The 21,191-nt window shown below is 68.4% G+C and carries 19 protein-coding genes; 6 read left to right on the top strand and 13 right to left on the bottom strand.

Annotation, left to right across the window (positions count from 1 at the left end):
* Positions 1-65 precede the first annotated feature (65 nt).
* Entirely contained in the window at positions 66-641 is a 576-nt protein-coding gene (locus BLU62_RS23000; RefSeq protein WP_074853180.1) for a helix-turn-helix transcriptional regulator, read from the bottom strand.
* 295 nt (positions 642-936) lie between these two features.
* On the opposite strand from BLU62_RS23000, the gene BLU62_RS33980 reads away from it, so the two are divergent.
* A complete protein-coding gene (locus BLU62_RS33980) occupies positions 937-1,914 on the top strand; it encodes a hypothetical protein (protein ID WP_244278291.1) in 978 nt (325 codons plus the stop codon).
* 34 nt (positions 1,915-1,948) lie between these two features.
* On the opposite strand, the gene BLU62_RS23010 is transcribed toward BLU62_RS33980, so the two are convergent.
* Entirely contained in the window at positions 1,949-3,589 is a 1,641-nt protein-coding gene (locus BLU62_RS23010; RefSeq protein ID WP_074852221.1) for a TM0106 family RecB-like putative nuclease, read from the bottom strand.
* Between the two features lie 116 nt (positions 3,590-3,705).
* Here BLU62_RS23010 and BLU62_RS23015 point away from each other — a divergent pair, with 116 nt between their 5' ends.
* Positions 3,706-4,398: a DUF6474 family protein gene (locus BLU62_RS23015; RefSeq protein WP_074852222.1), complete on the top strand. Its 693-nt coding sequence runs from the start codon at positions 3,706-3,708 to the stop codon at positions 4,396-4,398.
* 130 nt (positions 4,399-4,528) lie between these two features.
* Positions 4,529-5,221, top strand: a complete 693-nt coding sequence (locus BLU62_RS23020) for a hypothetical protein (RefSeq protein ID WP_074852223.1) — start codon at positions 4,529-4,531, stop codon at positions 5,219-5,221.
* A gap of 11 nt (positions 5,222-5,232) precedes the next feature.
* Here the strand turns inward: BLU62_RS23020 and BLU62_RS23025 are convergent, their stop codons facing one another.
* The 9 genes from BLU62_RS23025 to lysX form a co-directional block, all read right to left on the bottom strand.
* Positions 5,233-6,633 (bottom strand): fatty acid desaturase family protein, encoded by a 1,401-nt coding sequence (locus tag BLU62_RS23025; protein ID WP_074852224.1) that lies wholly within the window; start codon positions 6,631-6,633, stop codon positions 5,233-5,235.
* 38 nt (positions 6,634-6,671) lie between these two features.
* Entirely contained in the window at positions 6,672-7,769 is a 1,098-nt protein-coding gene (locus BLU62_RS23030) for a ferredoxin reductase (protein ID WP_074852225.1), read from the bottom strand.
* Between the two features lie 127 nt (positions 7,770-7,896).
* A complete protein-coding gene (locus BLU62_RS23035) occupies positions 7,897-8,745 on the bottom strand; it encodes an alpha/beta fold hydrolase (protein WP_074852226.1) in 849 nt (282 codons plus the stop codon).
* 10 nt (positions 8,746-8,755) lie between these two features.
* Positions 8,756-9,571 (bottom strand): cyclase family protein, encoded by an 816-nt coding sequence (locus BLU62_RS23040; RefSeq protein WP_074852227.1) that lies wholly within the window; start codon positions 9,569-9,571, stop codon positions 8,756-8,758.
* A gap of 1 nt (position 9,572) precedes the next feature.
* Complete coding sequence (locus BLU62_RS23045) at positions 9,573-10,793, bottom strand: PQQ-dependent sugar dehydrogenase (protein WP_074852228.1); 1,221 nt, start codon at positions 10,791-10,793, stop codon at positions 9,573-9,575.
* Between the two features lie 58 nt (positions 10,794-10,851).
* On the bottom strand, positions 10,852-12,405 hold the full coding sequence (locus BLU62_RS23050; RefSeq protein WP_074852229.1) for a succinic semialdehyde dehydrogenase: 1,554 nt from the start codon (positions 12,403-12,405) through the stop codon (positions 10,852-10,854).
* Positions 12,406-12,471: 66 nt separating this feature from the next.
* A complete protein-coding gene (gene rraA / locus BLU62_RS23055) occupies positions 12,472-12,960 on the bottom strand; it encodes a ribonuclease E activity regulator RraA (protein WP_074852230.1) in 489 nt (162 codons plus the stop codon).
* Positions 12,961-12,994: 34 nt separating this feature from the next.
* Positions 12,995-13,912: an alpha/beta fold hydrolase gene (locus tag BLU62_RS23060; protein ID WP_074852231.1), complete on the bottom strand. Its 918-nt coding sequence runs from the start codon at positions 13,910-13,912 to the stop codon at positions 12,995-12,997.
* Between the two features lie 3 nt (positions 13,913-13,915).
* On the bottom strand, positions 13,916-17,329 hold the full coding sequence (gene lysX, locus BLU62_RS23065) for a bifunctional lysylphosphatidylglycerol synthetase/lysine--tRNA ligase LysX (RefSeq protein WP_074852232.1): 3,414 nt from the start codon (positions 17,327-17,329) through the stop codon (positions 13,916-13,918).
* A gap of 141 nt (positions 17,330-17,470) precedes the next feature.
* On the opposite strand from lysX, the gene BLU62_RS23070 reads away from it, so the two are divergent.
* Together BLU62_RS23070 and BLU62_RS23075 are read left to right on the top strand one after the other, a co-directional pair.
* Positions 17,471-17,701: an RNA-binding S4 domain-containing protein gene (locus BLU62_RS23070; RefSeq protein ID WP_074853184.1), complete on the top strand. Its 231-nt coding sequence runs from the start codon at positions 17,471-17,473 to the stop codon at positions 17,699-17,701.
* 594 nt (positions 17,702-18,295) lie between these two features.
* Entirely contained in the window at positions 18,296-18,730 is a 435-nt protein-coding gene (locus BLU62_RS23075; RefSeq protein ID WP_074852233.1) for an SRPBCC family protein, read from the top strand.
* A gap of 64 nt (positions 18,731-18,794) precedes the next feature.
* Here the strand turns inward: BLU62_RS23075 and BLU62_RS23080 are convergent, their stop codons facing one another.
* A complete protein-coding gene (locus tag BLU62_RS23080) occupies positions 18,795-19,358 on the bottom strand; it encodes a TetR/AcrR family transcriptional regulator (RefSeq protein ID WP_074852234.1) in 564 nt (187 codons plus the stop codon).
* Between the two features lie 121 nt (positions 19,359-19,479).
* Between BLU62_RS23080 and BLU62_RS23085 the strand changes: the two genes are divergently transcribed.
* A complete protein-coding gene (locus BLU62_RS23085) occupies positions 19,480-20,178 on the top strand; it encodes a methyltransferase domain-containing protein (protein WP_074852235.1) in 699 nt (232 codons plus the stop codon).
* Between the two features lies 1 nt (position 20,179).
* Here BLU62_RS23085 and BLU62_RS23090 read toward each other — a convergent pair whose 3' ends face one another.
* Positions 20,180-21,067 carry a cutinase family protein gene (locus BLU62_RS23090; protein WP_074852236.1) on the bottom strand — a complete coding sequence of 296 codons (888 nt, stop codon included), beginning with the start codon at positions 21,065-21,067 and terminating at the stop codon, positions 20,180-20,182.
* Between the last annotated feature and the right edge of the window lie 124 nt (positions 21,068-21,191).

Raw genomic sequence — 21,191 nt, forward strand, 5'->3', positions numbered from 1 at the left:
GAGAACGTCAGTGACGCTCGTGATCGGTGAAAACGCAGATCCAGACCAGTCCGACGCCAGTCGGATCAGTCCTCTCCCGGGTCCCCCACCACTCGTAGACGCGAGTCAGCCGACGGTTTCTCGTCGCTGAGCCCCGCTGCGATGACGTCCGGTGGATCCTTCGGCAGCCCCTGCTGCTCACGCAGCACCTTGATCAGTTCGTTCACCACGGTGACCGAATCGCTCGAGAGTCCCGCAAGCCGGAATGCCGCCAACTGGACGTTGGTATCCGCCTGCAACCGCATCAGATCGATCTCATCGCGGGTGCGCTGCGCGGCCCGATCCTCGAGGAAGTAATGCACGTCGACCCCAAACGCGGCCGCGATTCCCTCGACGGTTCGGAACGACGGGGACTTTGCTTTCCCCGATCGCAACTGGCTCAGATACGACTCGCCCAGACGGAATCCCCGCTCCGTCGATCGCGCCGCGATCGCCTTGGCACTGTATGCCCTCCCGTTCGGACCTGGAACGGTCCGAAAAAGCTCCTCGAGTCGCCGGGCGAACAACCCCGGATCGAGTGCATCCGATTCCTTCGTTCTCGAACGATCGGGGTCGGTGCGTCCGGTGTCGCCCATAGGCTTCTCCGCCCCTCCTGAAGTCATGACCATCTTCTCCGAAACGCAAAACTTGAATTTGCAAACATTAAAGCCCGCTGCACACGGCCGTCGCAATGACCGGTACGCTCAGAACGTACCGGACCGCCGCACGCCATGCGTATCACCTGTGGTGATGATGTAACGAACGTTAGTGTGGCGTTCTTCACATTTCGGGGGGTAACGCGTTGTCGGCATGCATACGACACACGAACCGGGGACCTCACTGGACTGCACCCAATGGCCTGCGGCCACGTCGGCGAACCCCTGATCTCACAGACAACTGTACGCCTGGAGCGCACCGATGACGCACCGCCTGCCGGTGCATCACGGTGGCCGCCGACGGCGCTCTCTCGCGTCCCTGCTCGCCGCCGTCGCCGTGATCGCGTTCCTCGCTCTCGCACCCGGCATCGCCTCGACGAGCCCGGTCGGCTCGGGAGACGGCTCCGGTTCGGGACAGTCCGGGTCGGGCGGCTACGGCTCGCAGAACACCTCCGATGATTCGGGCGAGAACGACGCCGACGGGGAAGATGACGCCTCGTCCCGGTCGGGCAACCGCAGCCCGGGACACTCCTGGCATCACGGTGGCGGGCACGGGCACCACGGACACGGGCACGGGCACGGGACGACGCCGTCGGGCACCTCGACCGGACCGAGCGCGTCGACCGAGAGTTCGTCGACGAGCAGCTCTGAAACCGAGCCCCCCGAGACGGAGACGTCCGAGACAGAGACCTCCGAAACAGAGACGTCGTCCGAGGCAGAGACCTCGACGTCAGGGATCTGGGTACCGGTTCCGCGGGCGAACGGCGGGCCGAACGTGCCGTCGGCGCCTCTGCCTCCCCTCCCGTCGACCCCTCCGAGTTCAGACGAGGGAAACCCCCCCGCTCCCGCTCGGGTCCCGTCCGTCGCGGCACCCAGCGGCCCGCCCGCGCCGGCGGCCCCGCCTGCACCGGCCGCCGCGGCTCCCGGACCTCCGGCGGCGCCGGGCGCACCTGCGAGTGGCCCCGGGCCCGGACCCCGCACCGAGCGGTCCACCACCGAAACCGATCGGGAGAGCACCGCTTCCGACGCACCCGATGCCGACGAATCGACCGTCCTCATGGCGAGCCCGCAGGGTCCGTCCGGACCGCAGGCCCTGCCCGGCGAGTCGCCCGGCACGATCCGGACCGGCGTCAAGAAGTTCCTGATCGGTGTCGCCCCCGGCGGATTGCTGCTGCTCGGCGCGGTCGCACTGTTCGGCAGCGGGTCGTTCCTGGAATCACTGCGGTCACTGCGTTCCTGACGCCCCGGACCCACAATCCCCATTCACGAACGGCTCAGTACCGGGCCAAAAGGTCTCGCTCGTGCGGGATCTCGTCGACGGCACTGCCAGAGATCCACTCGCGCAGCACCTTCGTGGCCCGGACGTCGTCCTCGTTGTACTCCAGGAGCCGCTCCCGCTGGCCGAGGTCGGGGCGTCCGCCACCGAGTGCGACCGCGGCGCGGTACCACTCCATTGACGCCTCCCCGCTGGCATCGTCGTCGCGCCAGGCGAATCCCGCCACGGGCGCAACCCGTTTCAGGCCCTTGCCGCGGGGACAGATGAAGTTGTCGCCGACCGCCTCGTAGATGTCGACCCATTCCGGGGAGGCGATGAACGCCTCCACCTCCCGGCGTGACGGGATGCCGGGTTCACCTTCGAACCGGTCGGCCGAACCCAGCAGCCAGCGGTTCTCGGCCTGCTGCGAGTAGCAGTACGCCGCGAAGGTCTTCCCGCCGTCGCGTGCGGCGACCCGTTCGGCCGTCAGCCAGGCCCAGAACTCGGCGAACGATCTCGCCTCGTCTCGGGTGGGCAGCGGATCCCAGGTGACGAACGGCCGGTAGATCACCGGCGCGTCGGGCTCGGTGGTGTCGGTGCGCAGGGTGCCCCACAGGTAGGCGCCGTGTTCGCCGTAGCTCTCCATGTCGACGTCGACCTCGATGTCGGCGCGGTGCACCCGAGGCGTGTCGAGGCGTCGCACCAGTTCGGTGCCGGTCAGCCAGGCGATCGCGCCGATCACCGCATCGTCGAAACGTGCGCTGCCCGGCCAGTTCTCCGGCGGGTCCCCGCGTTGGGCGGCGAGCTGGTCGATCGTGGTGATCCCCGCGTCGATGAGTGCCGCGCCCTGATTACCGGTGGCGACGAGCGACACGTCGCGGCGGGCCTCGAGTTCCGGCCCGCATTTCTCCCACCACGGGCACGATCGGCATTCGGCGACGCGTCGTGGCTCGGTCGGTACCTGCTGTGCGGCGATGGCCCGGCGACGGTCCAGGACCTCGGTGTAATCGTCGAGCATGGCACCGATGTCGTGCACGACGATGCAGTCGGCGTCGACGCCGATCACGCCGCCACGCAGGCCCCCGGTCTCCGCCGACGGCGCGCGACCGATCTCGACCAGCATCGCGGTCAGTTGAGCGAGACGCAGGTTGTCGCGGCGGTTGGGCCGCGCGGTGCGGTATGGATCGAGCGTGGGCGCCCACCCCCAGAGCGGACTGGTGACCAGCGTCGGCGGACGACCCGGGTCCGGCGCGGATCTCGCGGGCTGGGTGATCCGGTGGTTGACCACGATGACCGGGACGTAGCCGTCGCCGACCTTGACGAGGAGCTCGGCATGGCCGCGCCGCCCGTGTTCGATGTCGGTGGGCAGCGCCGCATTCCAGATCCACGAGACGCCCGCGTCGCACGCCTTCAGGGTGGCGGCGACCCGCTCCGGGGCCCTGGACTCGGCGTCCACGGCCACGAAGGCGCCGGGCTGATCACTGTGGATGCCGCGGAGCAGCTCACGGACCGCGGCCCGATGATCGGCGGCGGCCTCCTTGCGCCGCTGCACGCCCGGCGGGTCGGGTTCGGTACCGGGACGCCCCTCGTGACCGAAGTCGAGGGCGACCCGATGCTCGCACCCCGCGAGATCGCGCGGCGACAACACCACAGAGGCCACGCCATCCCTTTCTCGGCTCGAGCAGTCGGACGCGTGGCCGGACCGCACCACGTGTCATGCTTGTACTTGTTACCACGCCCGCGGCGCTCCACTCGGCAGCAGCGAAAGGTCATTCGATGGGATTGCTCTCCTCCGACGGTAGGTCTCGGGCTCAGCGCCGTGCAGAGACCAAGGCGCTCAAGACGAAAGCCAAGCTCGAGGCGAAGTTCGACGCCAAGAACCGGCGCAAGGACCTGAAGGCTCGTCGCAAGACCGAGCACAAGTACCTCCAGAAGGACTTGAAGGCCGAGAGCAAGACCGCCAAGCAGCTGGCGAAGGCCCGGGAGAAGGTGGTCAAGGCCGAGACCAAGAAGGTGGACGCCGAGGCGAAGGCCGCCGCCGACGCCAAGGTGTTCAGCCCGGCGAGCGTCAAGCGCTACCTCACCGTCGCGCGCCTCGTGGCCCCCATCGCGGTCCCCATCGCCTACCGCGCCGCGGTGGCCGGTCGCGCGCAGCTCTCGGCGCTGCAGGCCGGCCGCGCAGGGGTGTCGCCAGAGGTGTTGCGCCAGTTCAGCGGTCACGGCGCGGCGCTCTCCGCACGGATCGCGACGACTCGGACCGCGCTCGACAAGGTCGTCGCACAGGACACCAGCGCCGACGCCAAGGACTTCGTCGCCGCGATGACGCAGCGCCTGGACAACCTGGACATCGCGGTCGGTGCCGCCGAGACCATGTCGGCCGCAGCACGCCGGACGGCACACCAGGCCATCGACGACGAGCTGGTGGCCATCGACGCCGACATCCTCGCGCGGCTGGGCGTTCGTTCCTGACCTGCTGCGAGGCGGTGGCCTTCGACCCTCGCCGCGCCCGGGTGCACACCCACTAGGATGGGTCCCACGCGTCGCGTGGGGGGGCTGACCCTTGCGCGCACGCCCCGGGACACACGCAAGGGAGCGCCGTATGACCGAGCAGGAGCCGAACGTCACGCCGTCCGACGGCGGTGCCAACAGCGACGAACCGACCCTGTTCCCCATCACTCCCCCGGAGTCCGAACCCGCCGCGGCCGAACCCGCCGCGCCGGGCCCGGCGGAGGTGACACCGGTCGACGCGGCCCCCGCGAAGAAGGCCCCCGCGAAGAAACCCCCCGTCAAGAAGCCGGCGCCGAAGAAGGCAGCGGACGAGAAGGCACCGGCCAAGAAGGTCGCGCCGGAGCGTGCCGCCGCCGAATCCGGCGGTGACAAGCTGCCGCCCAAGAAGGCCGCCAAGAAGTCACCCGCGAAGAAGGCTCCGGCAAAGAAGGCCGCCGGTGCCGCTCCCGCCAAGAAGGCGCCCGCGAAGAAGGCTCCGGAGAAGAAGGCACCGGAGAAGAAGGCTCCGCCGAAGTCGGCACCTCCCGTCGCCGATGCGCCTCCCGTCGCCGCCGCTCCGGTCGCACCTCCGGCTCCGCCGGTGACCCAGACCCCGCCGCCCGTCCCGGCGCATCCGCCGGTCGACGCCGTCGCCGAATCCGACGCCGCGCAAGCCACTTTCGCGCAACTCCGGTCCGGCGCACCCACCGAACCGCCGACGACCAACCTCACCCCCGCCTACGCGGGACTGGCCGGGGTGGTGGCTCTTATCGTCTTCGTGATCCTCCGTCGCGTTCTGCGCTGACGCGCGTTCCGCTACCGCGGGGGTGGCGAGACCTCCACGCCACCCGACTCGTGCTCGGGCCCGGCGTCCGGGTGATCGGCGGGTAGGCGACCACGGAACCGGGCGGCTTCGCTGACGCCGGGCTCCCCTCCGCTCGAATGCGGCGGCCGGTGGTACGCACCCGGCTTCGGGCGCGGCTTGCCGCCGGGAAATGCCAGACGCGCGATGGTCCGGTGGACCTGTCCCCACTGCTGACCGAAAGGCCCTGTGTTGTAGGGCAATCCGTAGCGTTCGCAGATGTCCTTGACCTTGGGCGCGACCTCGGAGTAGCGGGTGCTCGGCATATCGGGATACAGGTGGTGCTCCACCTGATAGCCGAGATTGCCGCTGATCACGTGGAACAGCGGGCTGCCCTCGATGTTGGCCGCTCCCACCAGCTGGCGGACATACCATCCGCCGCGGGTCTCGCCCTCGACCTCTTCCTGACTGAATGTGTATGTCTGGTCCGGGAAATGGCCGCAGAAGATGATCGCGTGCGCCCACACGTTCCGGATGACGTTCGCGGTGAAGTTCGCGGCCAGCGTGCGGAGGAACGTGCTCTCGGCGCCGGGCAGCACCCGATCGGCGAACGTCGCGGCGGTGCGTCCCCGCCCGCCCCCGCGTCGCCGGATGGCGTTGCCGATCCGCGAGGTCCGCGGCTGCCGGATGGCACCGCCGGTCGCCGCCTGGCCGAGGAGGAATGCGCCCGCGCTGATGGCGGGCCAGCCGAGGTAGTCCTTCACGATCTGACGACGCATCTTGCCCGCGATGCCCTTGAGGTCCTTCGCGAGCTCGGACATCGGCTTCTCACCGCGCCTGATCGCCTCGAGGTCGAGGTCGTGCAGGGCGACGCCCCACTCGAAGAACGCCGTGAGCAGGACGTTGTAGAACGGCTGCAGCAGATAGACCGGATGCCACTTCTGGTTCGGGTCGATCCGCATGATCTCGTAGCCGAGATCCTTGTCCTTGCCGCGGATGTTGGTGAAGGTGTGGTGGATGTAGTTGTGGGAGTGCTTCCATGCTTCCGCAGTCGACGCGGTGTCCCAGTCCCACTTCGATGAATGGATGTACGGATCGTTCATCCAATCCCACTGCCCGTGCATGACGTTGTGGCCGATCTCCATGTTCTCGAGGATCTTGGCCATGCCGAGGCACGCGGTCCCGGCCACCCAGGCCCCCCGCGAGCGGGAGTTGAGCAGCACGATGCGCCCGAGCGCGGCCAGCTGCCGCTGCGTGGCGATGACGGTCTTGATGTACTGGCGGTCGCGGTCCCCGAGGTCGCCGTAGACCTCGTCGTGGATGGCGTCGAACTCCTCGGCCAGTCGCTCGATCGTTTCTTGATCGAGATGGGCCAGCGGGCTCGCCTCGCGCTGTCCGGAATCGGTGGCTGTCATGTTCTGTCCTTCCGGTCGATGATCTCCGAAGTCGACCTTCAGAGATCGACGTCGACGTCTCCCTCGGCGGTGTTCACGCAGATGCGGATGCTCTGGCCTTCCGGTGAGCTCACCTCACCGGTGCGCAGGTCGCGGATGTTCCCCTGTTTGAGAACGCCGGTGCAGGTGTGGCAGATACCGATCCGACAACCGAACTTCAGATCCAGCCCGCTCTCCTCCCCCGCGACGAGGATCGGCGTGCCCGGCTCGCAGGTGACCTCGGTGTCGCTGCGCGTGAACCGGACGGTGCCACCCTCGCCCTCGCCGGGATTCCCACCGATGACCGGCTGGAAACGTTCGAGATGGATTCGGTCCCCGACGCCCTCGGACTCGAAATGCTCGACGAGGCTGTCGAGGAGTTCCCGCGGCCCGGAACACATGGCCTCCCGCTCCCGCCAGTCCGGACAGAGTTCGTCGAGGTCGGCGGCCTTGATCCGGCCGTCGCGACCGGTGATGCGCAGCGTCAGGTCGAACCCGTCGTGCCGGTCGTCCATCGACTCGAGGTCGGCACGAAACATCACCTGGTCGTCGCTGTGCGCCGAGTGGATGGCCACCACGTCGTCGACCCGATCGCGATGGTCGAGGTCGCGCAGCATGCTCATGATCGGGGTGATGCCGCTGCCGGCGCTGATGAACAGCATCTTCTTCGGCAGTGGATCGGGAAGCGTGAAGACGCCCTCGATCTCACCGAGCCGCACGATCGCCCCCGGCCGGATGCGCCGGACGAGGAAGGGCGAGACCTTTCCTTCTTCCACGAGCTTCGGCGTCACGCTGATGAGGCCGTCCCGCGGATGGGGATCGGACGTCAACGAGTAAGCGCGCCAGTGGAACACCCCGTCGATGACCACACCGAGACGCACATACTGCCCCGGCTGGTGACCCGGCCACTCATATCCCGGCTTGATCCACACGGTGGCCGCGTCCGCACCCTCGCGCCGTACTTCGACGACCCTGCCGCGGAGCTCCCTCGTGGTCCAGAGCGGGTTGATGAGCTCCAGGTAGTCGTCGGGGTGCAGGGGGTTGAACAGGTGCCGGATCGCGCCGAGGAACCCGCGGCGCAGCGGGGACACCCGGGGTGTTGCGCCACGTTCAGCCACGGCACGGCCTCTCTCGCCGCAGGGGGTTCACTCGATCAGATCGGTTCACAACCGGCGGGTTACCACCGGACCGACGGATCAAACCCGGATCGGGATATCGATCCGAGCAGATCAGGACAAGTAGGACCTACCGGTCACCCGCGGCGTCGATGCGGGCCACGATCGCCGCCGCCACCTCGGCGGGCCGGGCCTCCGGCAGCCAGTGGTCGGCGCCCGGCAGGATGAGAAACTCGTACGGCGCGTCGACCCAACCCGAGGAGAGCCGGGCGCCGGCCCTGCCCAGGGCGATGTCCCGGTCGCCCCAGAGGTATGTCGTGGGCACCTGCACCCGTCTGGGCGCAGAACGCTTGTCGGGGATGAACATCGCGCGATACCAGCCCAACGCTCCGGGGAGCGCACCGTACTCGGCGATCTCGGTCGTGACGCGTGAGGCGAAGGGTTCCGGAAGGCCCATCTGCGCACCGAAGTCCGGGCGTGTGGTCATCAGCCGGCCGAGCGCCTTCTCGGGCAGCGCCGGAATCTGGAACGCGAGCATGTACCAGGAGCGGAGGACTTGCCCACGCGGCATGGCCTGCACGAACGCCCCCGGATGCGGAACCGACAGCGCGGTCAGCGTTCTCACCCGATCGGGGTGGTGTGCCGCGAGGGTCCACGCGACCGCGGCACCCCAGTCGTGTCCGACGATGTGCGCGTCTCCGATACCCGCGGCATCGAGCATGGCCAGTACGTCGGCGACCAGCTCCGCCTGCGCGTACTCCCGCCGCCTGGTGGGTCGCGCACCGGGCGAGTAGCCGCGCTGATCCGGGGCGATCGTGCGAAAACCCCTGTCGTGCAGCAGCGGAGCGACGAGGTCCCACGAGCTCGCACGCTGCGGGAATCCGTGCAGCAGAACGACCGGTTCTCCATCGGGCGGACCGGCGTCCAGCACGTCGAAGGTGTACGGGCCGCGCCGGAAAGTCGTCAGCCGGTCGGTCATCTCCGTCCTCTCACACCATCGCCAGAACGCGGGCGGGACCGCCGGTTCCGCCCGCGAACCGAGGTGCCCCGACCATCACCGTCGCGCCGACCGGCGGCACCGCATCGAGATCGGCCATGGCTTCGACCGCATACCGCCCGGCGCCGAGGATCGCTGCGTGGGCCGCGGTTTCGTCGAAGATGTCGATGCTGAGGGTGTCGGTTCCGATGGCCACGACCCGCCGCTCGGCGACGAGCATGTCGACCGTGTCGCCGGAGAAGCCGGCCGCGCGTGCGCCACCGGTTCGCGGCTCCCAGCCGGTGTGCAGCGCGACCAGTGCACCCCGCGGGATTCGACCATGGGTCTTCTCCCAGCCGGCGACGTCTCGGTCGGTCAGCGTCGCCCGCGGATTCCGGCGCGCTCGCCCCGCGATGCTGATGACCACGAGCGGCGCCACCAGGTCCTCGGGGTCGATCCGGTCGACGGTGATGCCGTTCCCGATCTTGTGTGCGGGCGCGTCGACGTGGGTGCCGCTGTGCTCGGCGAACGACATCCAGTTGGTCGCGAATCCCGAATTGCCCGGTCCCACTCGGGAAGTCGGTACCGTCACCACGGGCGGTTCGCCGGGCCACAGCGGGAACGACGGGGACAGCGTGTGGGTGAGGTCGATGACTCGACGACCCCCTCCCGGCGGCGGCGCCGCGTGACCCGGTGCCATCACACCGACTCCGGCGGCCACCGCCGCCGACACACCTGTGGCCACGCCGGCCGCCATCCGGAACGCTTTTCGCCGCGACAGCCGGTGCGCCTCGTCGTGCGCATGTCGCACGATCGCCTCGTCGCACATGTCAGTCCGCCCAGCGCACCCGCAGGATGCGGTCGGCCCCGTCCCCGTCGCTGGTGGTCAGCACGAGCGACCCGTCGGGTGCCACGGCAGCGCTCCGCAGCCGGCCGTGCTTCTGCTCGAGGGCCTCGGTCTTCGACACGACGCGACGCCCGTCGTCGGAGAGCTTCAGGAAGACCAGGCGCTGACCCTTCAGCGCGGTGAGGACGAGCCCACCGCTGTACGGGCCCCACCCGGTGGCCGGGAGGAAGGCGATGCCCGGCGTCGCGATGGTCGTGGCGCCCGAGCTCCACACCGGTCCGATCGCCCCCGGGACCCGCGCGGCGTCGGTCATGGGCACCGACTCGTCGTAGATCAGCGGTGCGCGGTCCGGTTTGTAGCCGTAGTTGCCGCCGGCGACGATCAGGTTCAGCTCGTCGTCCCGGCTCGTCCCCTGCTCGGCCACATAGACGCGACCACTGCCGGGGGCCACTGCGATTCCCTGGATGTTGCGGTGCCCGGTGCTGTACACGACGCTGCCCGGAACCGGGTTGCCCGGCGCCGGGGCCCCGTCGAGGCCGATGCGCAGGACCTTGCCGCCCAGCGATTTCCGGTCCTGGGGAACCGACGGGGTCGCAGAGTCACCGGTACCGACCCAGACGCTGTCGGCGGTCGCGGCCAGGCCGCAGCCGGCATGACGGCCGGCCGAGGTGACGGGGATGCCACCGAGCAGGGTGCGTTCGCGGACCATCTGCGTCCAGTCCGCGCTGACCCGCCACGACACCACCTTCACGGTCTGTCCGGTCTGCGGCGCCGGGAGGGGTACCTCGGCGACCGAACCGGGCAGGGTGAAGGCTCCGGGCACCGTGTACTCCGCCTGACACGAGTACACGCGCCGGGTGTCGGAGAACCGCGGGTCGATGGCGAGGCCCATCAGACCCGCTTCGTTGACCGCGAAGATCTTCGACAGATCGGCCTGCACGTTCACCCGCTGTCCGCCGGGACGTACCGCGACGAATCTTCCCGCACGTTCACCCGTCAGGACCGTGCCGTCGGGCGCCACGACGACGCCCCAGGGAATGGTCAGGCCGTCGGCCAGGGGCGTGACCTGCAGCGACGGCTGCGCACTCGCTGCCGGAGCGGCGACGACCATCGCGGCGATCGCCGCCACCGACGCGGTGATCGCCACGAGCCCGCGGGCCGACGATCGGGTGAGTCTGCTGCGTTCACGACGTGTCCGGGTCACAGGAGTCACCGTAACCGCGACCCGGCGTCGGATCAGGGCGAAACAGCGAGATCGAGACCTAGCGGCCGGGCAGGTACTTCAGTGCTCGTACCGCCGTCGGCGTGATCGCGCGGTAGACCTTCTTGGGCACCAGCGGTGCACGGTCGATGCCGATGAAGCGCTGCTCGGCGATCGTCTGCGCCTCGGTGTACTTGAGCAGCCCCTCCTCGCCATGGCGGCGGCCCACCCCGGAGATACCCATGCCACCCATCGGTGCGGCGGTCGACGCCCAGGCGGCGGCGTAGCCCTCGTTGATGTTGACGGTACCGGCCCGCAACTGTTCGGCCACGGCCTGCGCCTCGGCGCTGCTACCGGCGAAAACGCTTGCGTTGAGCCCGTATTCGGTGTCGTTCGCGAGCTTGATGGCCTCGTCGGTGGAGTCGACCGGGTAGATCGAGACCACCGGACCGAAGGTCTCGTTGCCGTAGCAGACCATGTCGTCGGTGACGTCGGTGAGCACCGTCGGCTCGAAGAAGAACGGGCCGAGGTCGGGGCGCCGCTTGCCGCCGGCGAGGACCTTGGCGCCCTTGGCGACCGCGTCCTGGACGTGCGCCTCGGCGGTGTCGATCTGGGCGGCCGACGCCAGCGAACCCATGTCGGCGGTGAAATCGTAAGTGCCCGAGAGCTTCATCATCGAGACGAATGCCGCGAACCGCTCCGCGAACTCGTCGGCGATCCGCTTGTCGACGTAGATCCGCTCGATCGAGATGCACAGCTGGCCGGAGTTGGAGAACGCCGCGCGCGCAGCACCCTGCACGGCGTTGGCGATGTCGGCGTTCGCGGTGACGACCATCGGGTTCTTGCCGCCCAGTTCGGCCGAGAAGCCGATGAGTCGACGCCCCGCCTGCTCGGCGAGGGTGGCGCCGGTGGCCGACGAGCCGGTGAACATCACGTAGTCGGTGGTGGCCATGATGGCCTGTCCCACAACGCCACCCGGTCCCGGGACCACGGCGTAGAGCTCACGGGGCAGACCCGCCCGGTACAGCAACTCGGCCAGCGCGAGAGCGCAGTACGGGGTCTGGCTGTCGGGCTTGATCACCACACCGTTGCCGGCCACGAGCGCGGCGACCGCATCCGACACGGCCAGCGTCAACGGGTAGTTCCACGGGCTGATGACGCCGATGACGCCCTTGGGCAGGTGCCGCACCCGGACGCTGGTGGCGCCGGGCAGCATGCCCTTGACCTTGCGGTCGGCGAGCAGCTTGGGGCCGGCGGTCGCGTAGTGACGTGCGGTGATCGCGACGTCGAGCACTTCCTCCTGCGCATAGATCCGGGCCTTGCCGGTCTCGGCCTGCGCGATGTCCATCAGCGACTCGGCGTTGCGATAGACCAGATCGGAGAACTTGTCGATGACCCGGGCGCGCTCGGCCGGGGTCCGGGCGGCCCATCCCTGCTGGGCCTGACGCGCGCGGGCGACCGCGCTCTCGAGGTCCTCGGCCGTCGCGACCGGGATGGTGGCCATCTCGGCGCCGCTGAATGCCTCCAGCACCGGCCGGGTGGGTCGGCTCGCGGCGTCGTCGATCGCGACGAGGGCCCCGAGTCGGGCGAAATATTCGGCGGTGGGCTTCGGCATTTCGGGCTCCTCGGTGCAGTGCCGGCTCTCGGCGGTTGCGGGTGGTCGGATCGGGATCCGGGTGGATCAGCTCTCGGGACCGACGAGCACGATGCCGTCGTCGTCGGAGTAGACGATGTCGCCCGGGGTGAAGGTCTCGCCGCCGATGGTCAGCGGCACGTCACGCTCACCGTCGCCGGTCTTGGTGGACTTGCGCGGGTTGGTGCCCAGCGCCTTGACGCCGATCGCCATCCCGCCGATGGTCTTGGCATCGCGGATGGCGCCGTTGGCGATGATCCCCACCCAGCCGTTGGACCGGCCGAGCTCGGCGATGATGTCGCCGACCAGCGCGGTGTGCACCGACGCGTCGCCGTCGATCACCAGCACGCCGCCCGGGTTGGACTCGCTCAGGATGGACTTGAGCAGGGCGTTGTCCTGGAAACACCTGACCGTGGTGACGCGTCCGACGAACTCCCGATTGCCGCCGTACTGCGTGAACTGGGTGTCGCAACTACGGACATCGGCCCCGATCTCGTCGACGAGATCGGCCGTCGGGGTGAAGGTCAGCTCACTCATGCCGACCAGTTTAGGTGTTACCGCAAGTGCCGGGTTACTCGCGGGTAGGTTCGGCCGACGGCCCCTTGCCGAGGCCGTTGATGATCTCCGCGACGTCGTCCGGACGTTCCGACACCAGGAAGTGCTTCGCCCGGGACAGCACGACCGTCTCGCCCGCACCCAGGAGGTCCGCGTAGCGGCGCTGCTTCCACTCCCAGAACACCCGCCAACCGCGGATCGTCGACGACGCGACCACGACGACGACCGGCACGCGCGGCATCGGAGCGGTTCGGCGAAGGCCCCTCAGGGTCTTGTTCATCGCACCGAACGCGGCGTTCTCGACCATCATCGCGAGCAGGAACGGCGGCTGTCCGAAGACCCGCTTGCTCCAACGCCGTTGCTGTTCACCCCGCCCCTCGGGCGGAGCCGGCACCACGCGTGTCCAGACGCGCAGGCTGGGCCAGCGTCGGATACCGACCCGGCTGGTCACCGCGCTCGCCGCCCCGACGGCCCGGTGCGCGTTGCCGATCCGGAACGACAACGGCACCAGACGCCAGGGGACGAGCACGTATGAACCGTCGAGCACCACCACGCCCGCGGTGCGACCCGGGTACCGCCGGGCGAATGCCTCCACATACAGCGATGCCAGTGAATGGCCCACCACCACAACGGGTTCGTCGATGCCACGGGCGTCGAGCACCGCGATCATCCGCTCGACCTCGCCGAGCAGCGTCGGATAGTGCTGGCGGCCAACCGGACTCGACAACCCGTAGCCGGGGCGGTCGTAACGGATCACCCGCCACGACGACACCAGACGGGCGACCAGCGGATCGAGGTCGAACCAGTTGCTGCCCAGCGCCGCCATCAACAACAGCGGTGGCCCCGACCCCTCGTCGAGCACGTGCAGGCGATGATCCCCGACGGTGACGAAGGTGCCTGGCGCTGCGGGTTCGTCACCGTCGGTGGGAGCCATGCGTCAGGCGTCCTGCGGTTTGGCCAGCGGGAAGGCCAGCGATTCGCGGATCGACTGACCGGTGATGAGCATGACCACGCGGTCCACGCCCACGCCCAGTCCGCCGGTCGGCGGCATCGCGTACTCGAGGGCCTGCAGGAAGTCCTCGTCGAGTTCCATCGCCTCCGGGTCGCCGTCGGCGGCCAGGATCGACTGCTCGGTGAGACGCTTGCGCTGCTCCACCGGATCGGTGAGCTCGGTGTACGCGGTACCGAGCTCCACACCCCACGCGACGAGATCCCAGCGCTCCGCGACGCCGGGCTTGCTGCGGTGGGCACGGGTCAACGGCGACGTCGACGTCGGGAAGTCGGTGTAGAACGTCGGGAACGTCGTGCGGTCCTCGCCGAGGTGTTCGTAGAGTTCGAGCACGACCTGTCCGGCGTCCCAGTCCGGGCGGTAGTTGATCTCGAGGCGATCACACACCGCGCGGAGCTGTTCGACCGAGGTCTCCGCGGTGATCTCTTCTCCCGCACCCTCGGACACCACCTCGTGGACGGTCTTCACCGGCCACTCCCCCGAGATGTCCACGCGCTCTTCGTTTCCGTCCGCGTCGGTGCGGATGATGACCGGTTCGCCGTAGGCCGCCGTCGCCGCGTGCTGGATCATCTCGCGGGTGAGGTCCAGCATCTTCAGGTAATCGCTGTGTGCCTCATAGGCTTCCAGGCTCGTGAACTCCGGGTTGTGACTGAAGTCGACGCCCTCGTTGCGGAAGTTGCGGCCGATCTCGAACACCTTCTCCACACCGCCGACGCACAGTCGCTTCAAGTAGAGCTCCGGCGCGATCCGCAGGTAGAGGTCGAGGTTGTAGGCGTTGATGTGCGTCTGGAACGGTGTCGCGTTGGCGCCGCCGTGGATCTGCTGCAGGATCGGCGTCTCGACCTCCAGGAAGCCGCGGGCACCGAGGAAGTCGCGCAACGACTTCACCACCACGCTGCGGATCGCTAGGTTCTTCCGGGTCTCCTCGTTGATGGCGAGGTCGACGTAGCGCTGACGCACGCGTGCCTCGGGGTCGGTGAGACCGGCCCACTTGTCCGGCAAGGGTCGCAGGCACTTGCCGTTGATCCGCCAGGCGTCGATGAGGATCGACAGCGCACCCTTGCGGCTGGTGCCGATGACACCGCGCGCCTGGATCAGGTCGCCGAGGTCGACGTCGGTGCCGAAGTCGGGTGTACCCGAGATGATCCGCGAATCCTCGACCAGTACCTGAACCTCACCCGACCAGTCGTGCATGTCGGCGAACACCACCTTGCCGAAGTCGCGCAGACGCGTGACGCGGCCGGCGACGGTGACGACGGTGCCCTCGGGTTCGGTCCGCGCCTGCGCGATGGTGTGTGTCGGCTGGTCGGCGGGCGGGTACGGATCGAAACCACGCTCGACCAGACGGTCCATCTTCTCGAGCCGGACTCGCACCTGCTCGGGTCGGTGAACGACCGCGCCCTCGGGAGTCGCTGCCTCGGCCTCCAGTTCGGCGATCAGCGCTGGTGCATCGACGCCCGCCGGGATCGACGGCTGGCCCTCGATGTAGTGCTTGGCCCGCCCGAACGAGGGAAGGGTGATGAACCCCTCGGTGACGATCGCGGCGAGACCGACGCGCGGCAGGATGCGGTTGTCCTCGAAGCACAGGTACCGCGACTCCCAATCGGGCAGGTACTTGGCGTTCGACTTGTACAGCGATTCCATCTGGAAGAACCGCGAACCGAACATCAGCACCGAATAGCCCGCGCGCATGATCGGTCCGGCGCCGATCTGCGGCCCCTGCTCGAAGAAGGCGCGGAAGGCGGCGAAGTTGAGTGAGACCTCGGTGATCCCGAATTGTTCGGAGTTGCGGCACAATTCGGCGACCATCGTCTCGACGACGCCGTTGGGTCCCTGACGGTCGCGCCGCATCAGGTCCAGCGAGGCGCCGCGGCGGCCCCACGGGACGAACGAGAGCATGCCGACGACCTTCTCCTGGGAGGTGCCCTCGCCGACGACGGCCTCGACCAGCAGGCAGGCGTCATCGGCGCGATCGCCGATGCGCGACAACGCCATCGCGAAGCCGCGTTCCTCGTCGGTGTCCCGCCATTCGTCGGCGCGTGCGACGACCTTCTCCATCTCGGCATCGCCGATGTCGCCGTGGCGTCGGATCCGGACCGTCACGCCGGCACGCCGGGTGCGGGTGACGGCCTGGCGCACGGCCTTCATCGCCGGCCCGCTCAGGCTGAACTCGCGCGTGTGCAGGATGGCCTCGTCGCCGATGTTGAGCGAGATGAAACCGGCGGCGTCGTAGGCCGCGGCGCCACGTGAACTCGACCCGATGGAAGCCGGATGCCAACCGTATTTCTCACAGAGGGTGAGGAACTCCGTGATGGCGTCGGGCCACGACTCCGGGTCGCCGATCGGGTCACCGCCGGCGATCCCGACGCCCACCTCCACCCGGTAGGTGATCGCGGCCCGGCCGTCGGGCGAGAACACGACCGCCTTGTCGCGGCGCGTCGAGAAGTAGGCGAGCGAGTCATCGTCGTTGAACCTCGTGATGAGGGCGCGGATGAGTGCTTCGTCCTCCGCGGTCATCAGCCAGCGCAGTCGTTGCGACCGGAACAGCACGACCGCCGCGGCGATCAGCGCGAGCGCACCGAACAGACCCAGCAGGCCGTTGACGAAAACCGGGGCATGGCGACCGTCGAAGGACGCCTCCTGGTCGATCGCGCCGAAGGCGACCACGCGGTTGAACGCGTACGGCAGGCGATCTGCGCGGGTCAGCGTATGCGGGAAGGCCCAGACCAGCGCCCAGCCGAGCAGCGTTGCGATGCCGAGACCGACGACCAGCGTGGCGATCGCCGCGGGGATCGCACCCCGGCGCACTCTGGTGTGGAACTGTCGGTAGGTCGCCACGAGGAAGACCAACGCGGCGAGGTCGATGACCAGACCGATGTAGAGGTTGGTCCGATCCCACGACGTCACGTCGAGGTCGTCCTCGAGCGCCGGGATCAGGTAGAGCACGTTGCCCACCATGAAGAGCACCAGGTAGATCGCGCTGATCCACCAGGCGATCCGCTTGCGTGCCGACAACGCGATCGCGACCAGCGCCAGGACGAAAGCCCACGCGAAACTCGTGTCGGGCAGCGTGATGATGTAGTCGTCGACGTAGCGCCGAGGGTCGTGGATCAGATGGCGAAAGGCCGGAAACAGGCTGGACAGCAGCGCGATCGTCGCGAGTACACCGACGACGGTGCCCGCGACCTGAGGCGCATTGCGGCCGAATCCGGTAGGGCGCCTGATCTTGTCGAGGAGGACGAGGGAGCGTCGGTCGGCTGCGGTGGGAGTCCGCCGGGGTGCCTCGGGATGATCATCGGGGCTGGACGGGTCGACCGGCGCAAGGGGGGTGTCGGTGGCCATGCGTCGACGGTAGTCGTCCGCGGGGGTGTGCTCCGGTACTCCACGCTGAATCGGTCATGCGGCGGCACATATCCCGGCACACATCTGCATCCCCGTACCGGTGTCGCGGTGCCGGTGTGGCCGACGCTGAGAACACGGGGCATGATCGGGACCGTGTACGACGTGACGATCCGCGACGACTCCATCCGACTCGGCCAGTTCCTGAAACTGGCCAACCTCATCGAATCCGGTGCCGAGGCCAAAGAAGTCATCGCCGACGGTCTGGTGACGGTCAACGGCGAGGTCGAGACCCGGCGCGGACGTCAGCTCACGCTCGGCGATGTCGTCGAGGTGGGCGGGATGAGCGTGCGGGTCACCCGCGAAGAGGTCTGAGAATCCCCCCGGATACCGGAACCCCCGGCGTTGATCCCCCGGATCAGGAACGGACGCCGAGGCGTCTGAGTTCGGCCGGCGTGATGAGGCGTTCGGCCTCCGCAGGGAACATCGACGTCGAAGGACGGCGTCCGCCGAGTCGCCCCCCGGTGAGCGAATTCAGCAATGAGCCCCGGCGGGGCGAGTGAAATGTGTCAGCCAACTTCATGACCAATCACTTCCTGGTGCATTCACATTCGTTACAACGGACTCTGACTTTGATCTACTGTAGCGACAGTACCCATCGCTGTCTCCAGGTTTTTCGTGGCCTTCGCCACTAACCCCGAGCCCCGTCGACATGTGAGAGTCCACGTCCCCGGTGTCCCGGAAACGCGGCTGCCGTACATGTCGACTTAATCGATCATGGCACGGGAGTCGTTACGCTCCGGGTAGCGACGCGGCATCTACCAGCACCAATGCTACGCAGCGAACGCCGCGGCGTATGCCATCCACTCGGACCACATTCCGCCACCGACCCATCCGATCACGGTCCGACAACCGAATGGCTGCCATCCCCCAGCGGTGGCGGGTGAGAGCAGAATCGAGGAGCCAGCTGTGGTCGAGGTGTCGCGAACCTTCATCGTCGAGCAACCGATCGACACGGTCGTCGCATACATGCGGGACTTCGCCAACGCCGTCGACTGGGATCCCGGCACCCAGCGATGCGAGCAGATCGGGACCGATCCCATCGAGCTCGGCACACGATGGCACAACGAGTCGCATCTCTACGGCATCTCGACGAGCCTCACTTACGAGCTGACCCGCGACGACCCCGACCACCTCGTGTTCACCGGGACCAACAAGACGGCGACCAGCGTCGACGATCTGTCCTTCCGCGCCGACGGCCCGTCGCGGACCTCGATGACCTACCGCGCGCACGTCACGTTCAACGGACTCGCGCGTCTCGCCGACCCGCTCGCGCAACTTGCGTTCAACCGCCTCGCCGACTCGGTGCCGCGTCAGATTTCGACGGTGCTCAATCGGCTGTAGGAACGGTGCTCAATCGGCTCTGACCCGTCTTGTAGCTCGAAGCCGCGCTGAGCGCGTTCTCGAGCTATGAATCGGCAGGCGACAACAGCCCCGCGACGACGTCGTAGGCATGCCGGGCGGTCAGCGCGCCGCCGGAATCGGCAATGGCCGCCTGCATCCCGACGACGCCCCAGGACAGGAACGCGATGGTCGCGGCAAAATCCTGTTCGGCTACCTCGAGTCGTCCGGCCATCTGATCGGTCAGCAGTCGCTCGACGACGTCCCGCGTGGACCGCAGCACCACCCCGCCCGCCGACCGGCCGACGAGGACCCGATAGACGTCGGGGTACTGCTGCGCTAGTACGAGAAGTCGGTAGACCGGCGCCAGCCGATCGCTGTCCGGCGGCGTCGCCGCGTCCGGGGGCAACGGAACCGCGAAGAGGTCCCGGAGGTATTCGACGCTGCTCGCCAGGAGCAGATCGTCCTTGTCACGGAAGTGCGCGTAGAAGGTGGACCGTCCGGTGTCGGCCCGATCGAGGATGTCGCGCACGCTGATCCGGTCGTAGTCGCGCTCGACCATCAGCTCGATGAGCGCTCGATGCAGGTTCGCCCTGGTCCGCCGGACCCGGCGATCCGCATGCTCGACCATCGTCGCCTCCTCCCGATCAGCCGGCCTGTTCCCGGACAATGTGCCGACAGTTGTCCGTAATCGGACGAAACCGTCGGAACTGCGCCTGGTCACCCCCAGTGTGGACCCAGATCATGACCACATGTCCCGAAACAAACAACCGTCCGAAGTCCATCCCTCCGACGAGGTCGGCATCGTCCTCGACAATCCGCGCTCCTACCGGCGGCTGCGAGCGGCGCTGCTCCTACGACGCAGCCGACCGCTCTACCGCGAGCTGGCCACGCTGACGCGAGCGCGCCGTGGCGACGACGCCGCCGACATCGGGTGCGGGCCGGGAGACCTGGTCGCCGCGCTCGCCGACCGCGTCGGACCCGACGGCAGCGTCGTCGGCATCGACCCGTCCCCCGAGATGATCGACCACGCCACCGCACACGCCCTGCCCAACAGTCGCTTCGAACGGGCAGCGGCACAGGACCTTCCCCTGAGCGACGAGTCCGTCGACGTCGTGACCTCGACCTTCGTCATGCATCACATCCCGCAGGCCGACCGTGACGCCGCGTTGGCCGGCATGTTCCGGGTGCTGCGACCGGGTGGCACCGTGCTGCTCGCCGACGCCCACCCGAGCGGCCCGATCCTGCCGATCCTGATTCGGGCGATGTCGCGGTCGGCCGCTCGGCACACCTCGGACGGGGTCGCCGGCCACGCCGACCCGATCGACGCCATCGACATCAGGCGCTACATCCCGGACCTGACCCGCCAGGGCTTCACGTCGGTGGAGTTCCGCACCGTCGGGTCGTCGACCGGAGCCCTCGTCGGCCGTAAGCCCGGTCGCGCCGGATGACTCAGGCCAGGCCGGCGAGATAGCGGTTGGCCCAGGTGACGGCGCTGACGCCGGGCTTGACCTGGAAATCGCCGTAGGTGCCGTGCGATCCGGACTGCAGGAACTTGTTGAACGAGATGATCTGCTCGCGGGCCCGCTTGTTGCCGAGTTCCTGCACGATCGCGCCGGGACCGCCGAGCGTGAGCAGCTCACGCACGATCACGGCAGCCTCGGCCTGGTACTGGAGGATCTGACTGGGCGTCGGATCGCTGGTCTCGGCGAGGTAGCCGGCGATGCGGGTGATGTAGAAGTCCCGGGGCGTGTTGCAGTACATGTCCGACGGCTCGCAGAGCGTGAAGGCCCGGGGCAGCACCCAGCCCATACCGTCGAGGCGGGGTCCGCCGCTGCCCTCACCGCGCAGGGGCGGACCGACGACGTTGTCCTTGTGGGAGCGTCGCGGATCGGAGATCAGCACGACGCCCGCGACCTGGCCGGGCCGGATCGCCGCGCGACCGGTCCCGATCTCCGACGCGAGGTCGCCCGCCGCGTCGGCGCCCTGGCTGTAACCCACCAGTGCGATCCGCGTGCCGGGGCAACGCTGCAGCATCTGCAGTGCCAGGCCACGGGTGTTGGCCACGGCCTGTGCCTTCGACTTCCCGTAGATCGCCTTCTCCCACGGGAACGCGGTCGCGTCGTAGCCGACGTACTGGACCTTCGTCTCCGGTCCCAGCCCGGAGGTGACGCTGCTCAGGATGCCGGGACTCACACCGTTGGCCCAGGTTCCGGGGACGGCGAGGACGTAGACCTTCGGGCAACCGGCCGGCGCCGCGTCCGCGCGCGGCGTCGTGAGCCCGAACCCTCCCAAGACCGCACACAACAGAGTGCACATGATGGCGAGGATTCGACGCATGGGCTGCCCCTTCGGTAGGTGGATCGCGATAGGCCGAGTGTATGGCGGCTTCACCCGGATGTGTAGCCGAAAAAGAACTCCCGCCCACCTGTTCCGGTGGGCGGGAGTCCTCGATTCTGGTGAC

The organism is Gordonia westfalica, assembly GCF_900105725.1.
GTDB classification, from domain to species: domain Bacteria; phylum Actinomycetota; class Actinomycetes; order Mycobacteriales; family Mycobacteriaceae; genus Gordonia; species Gordonia westfalica.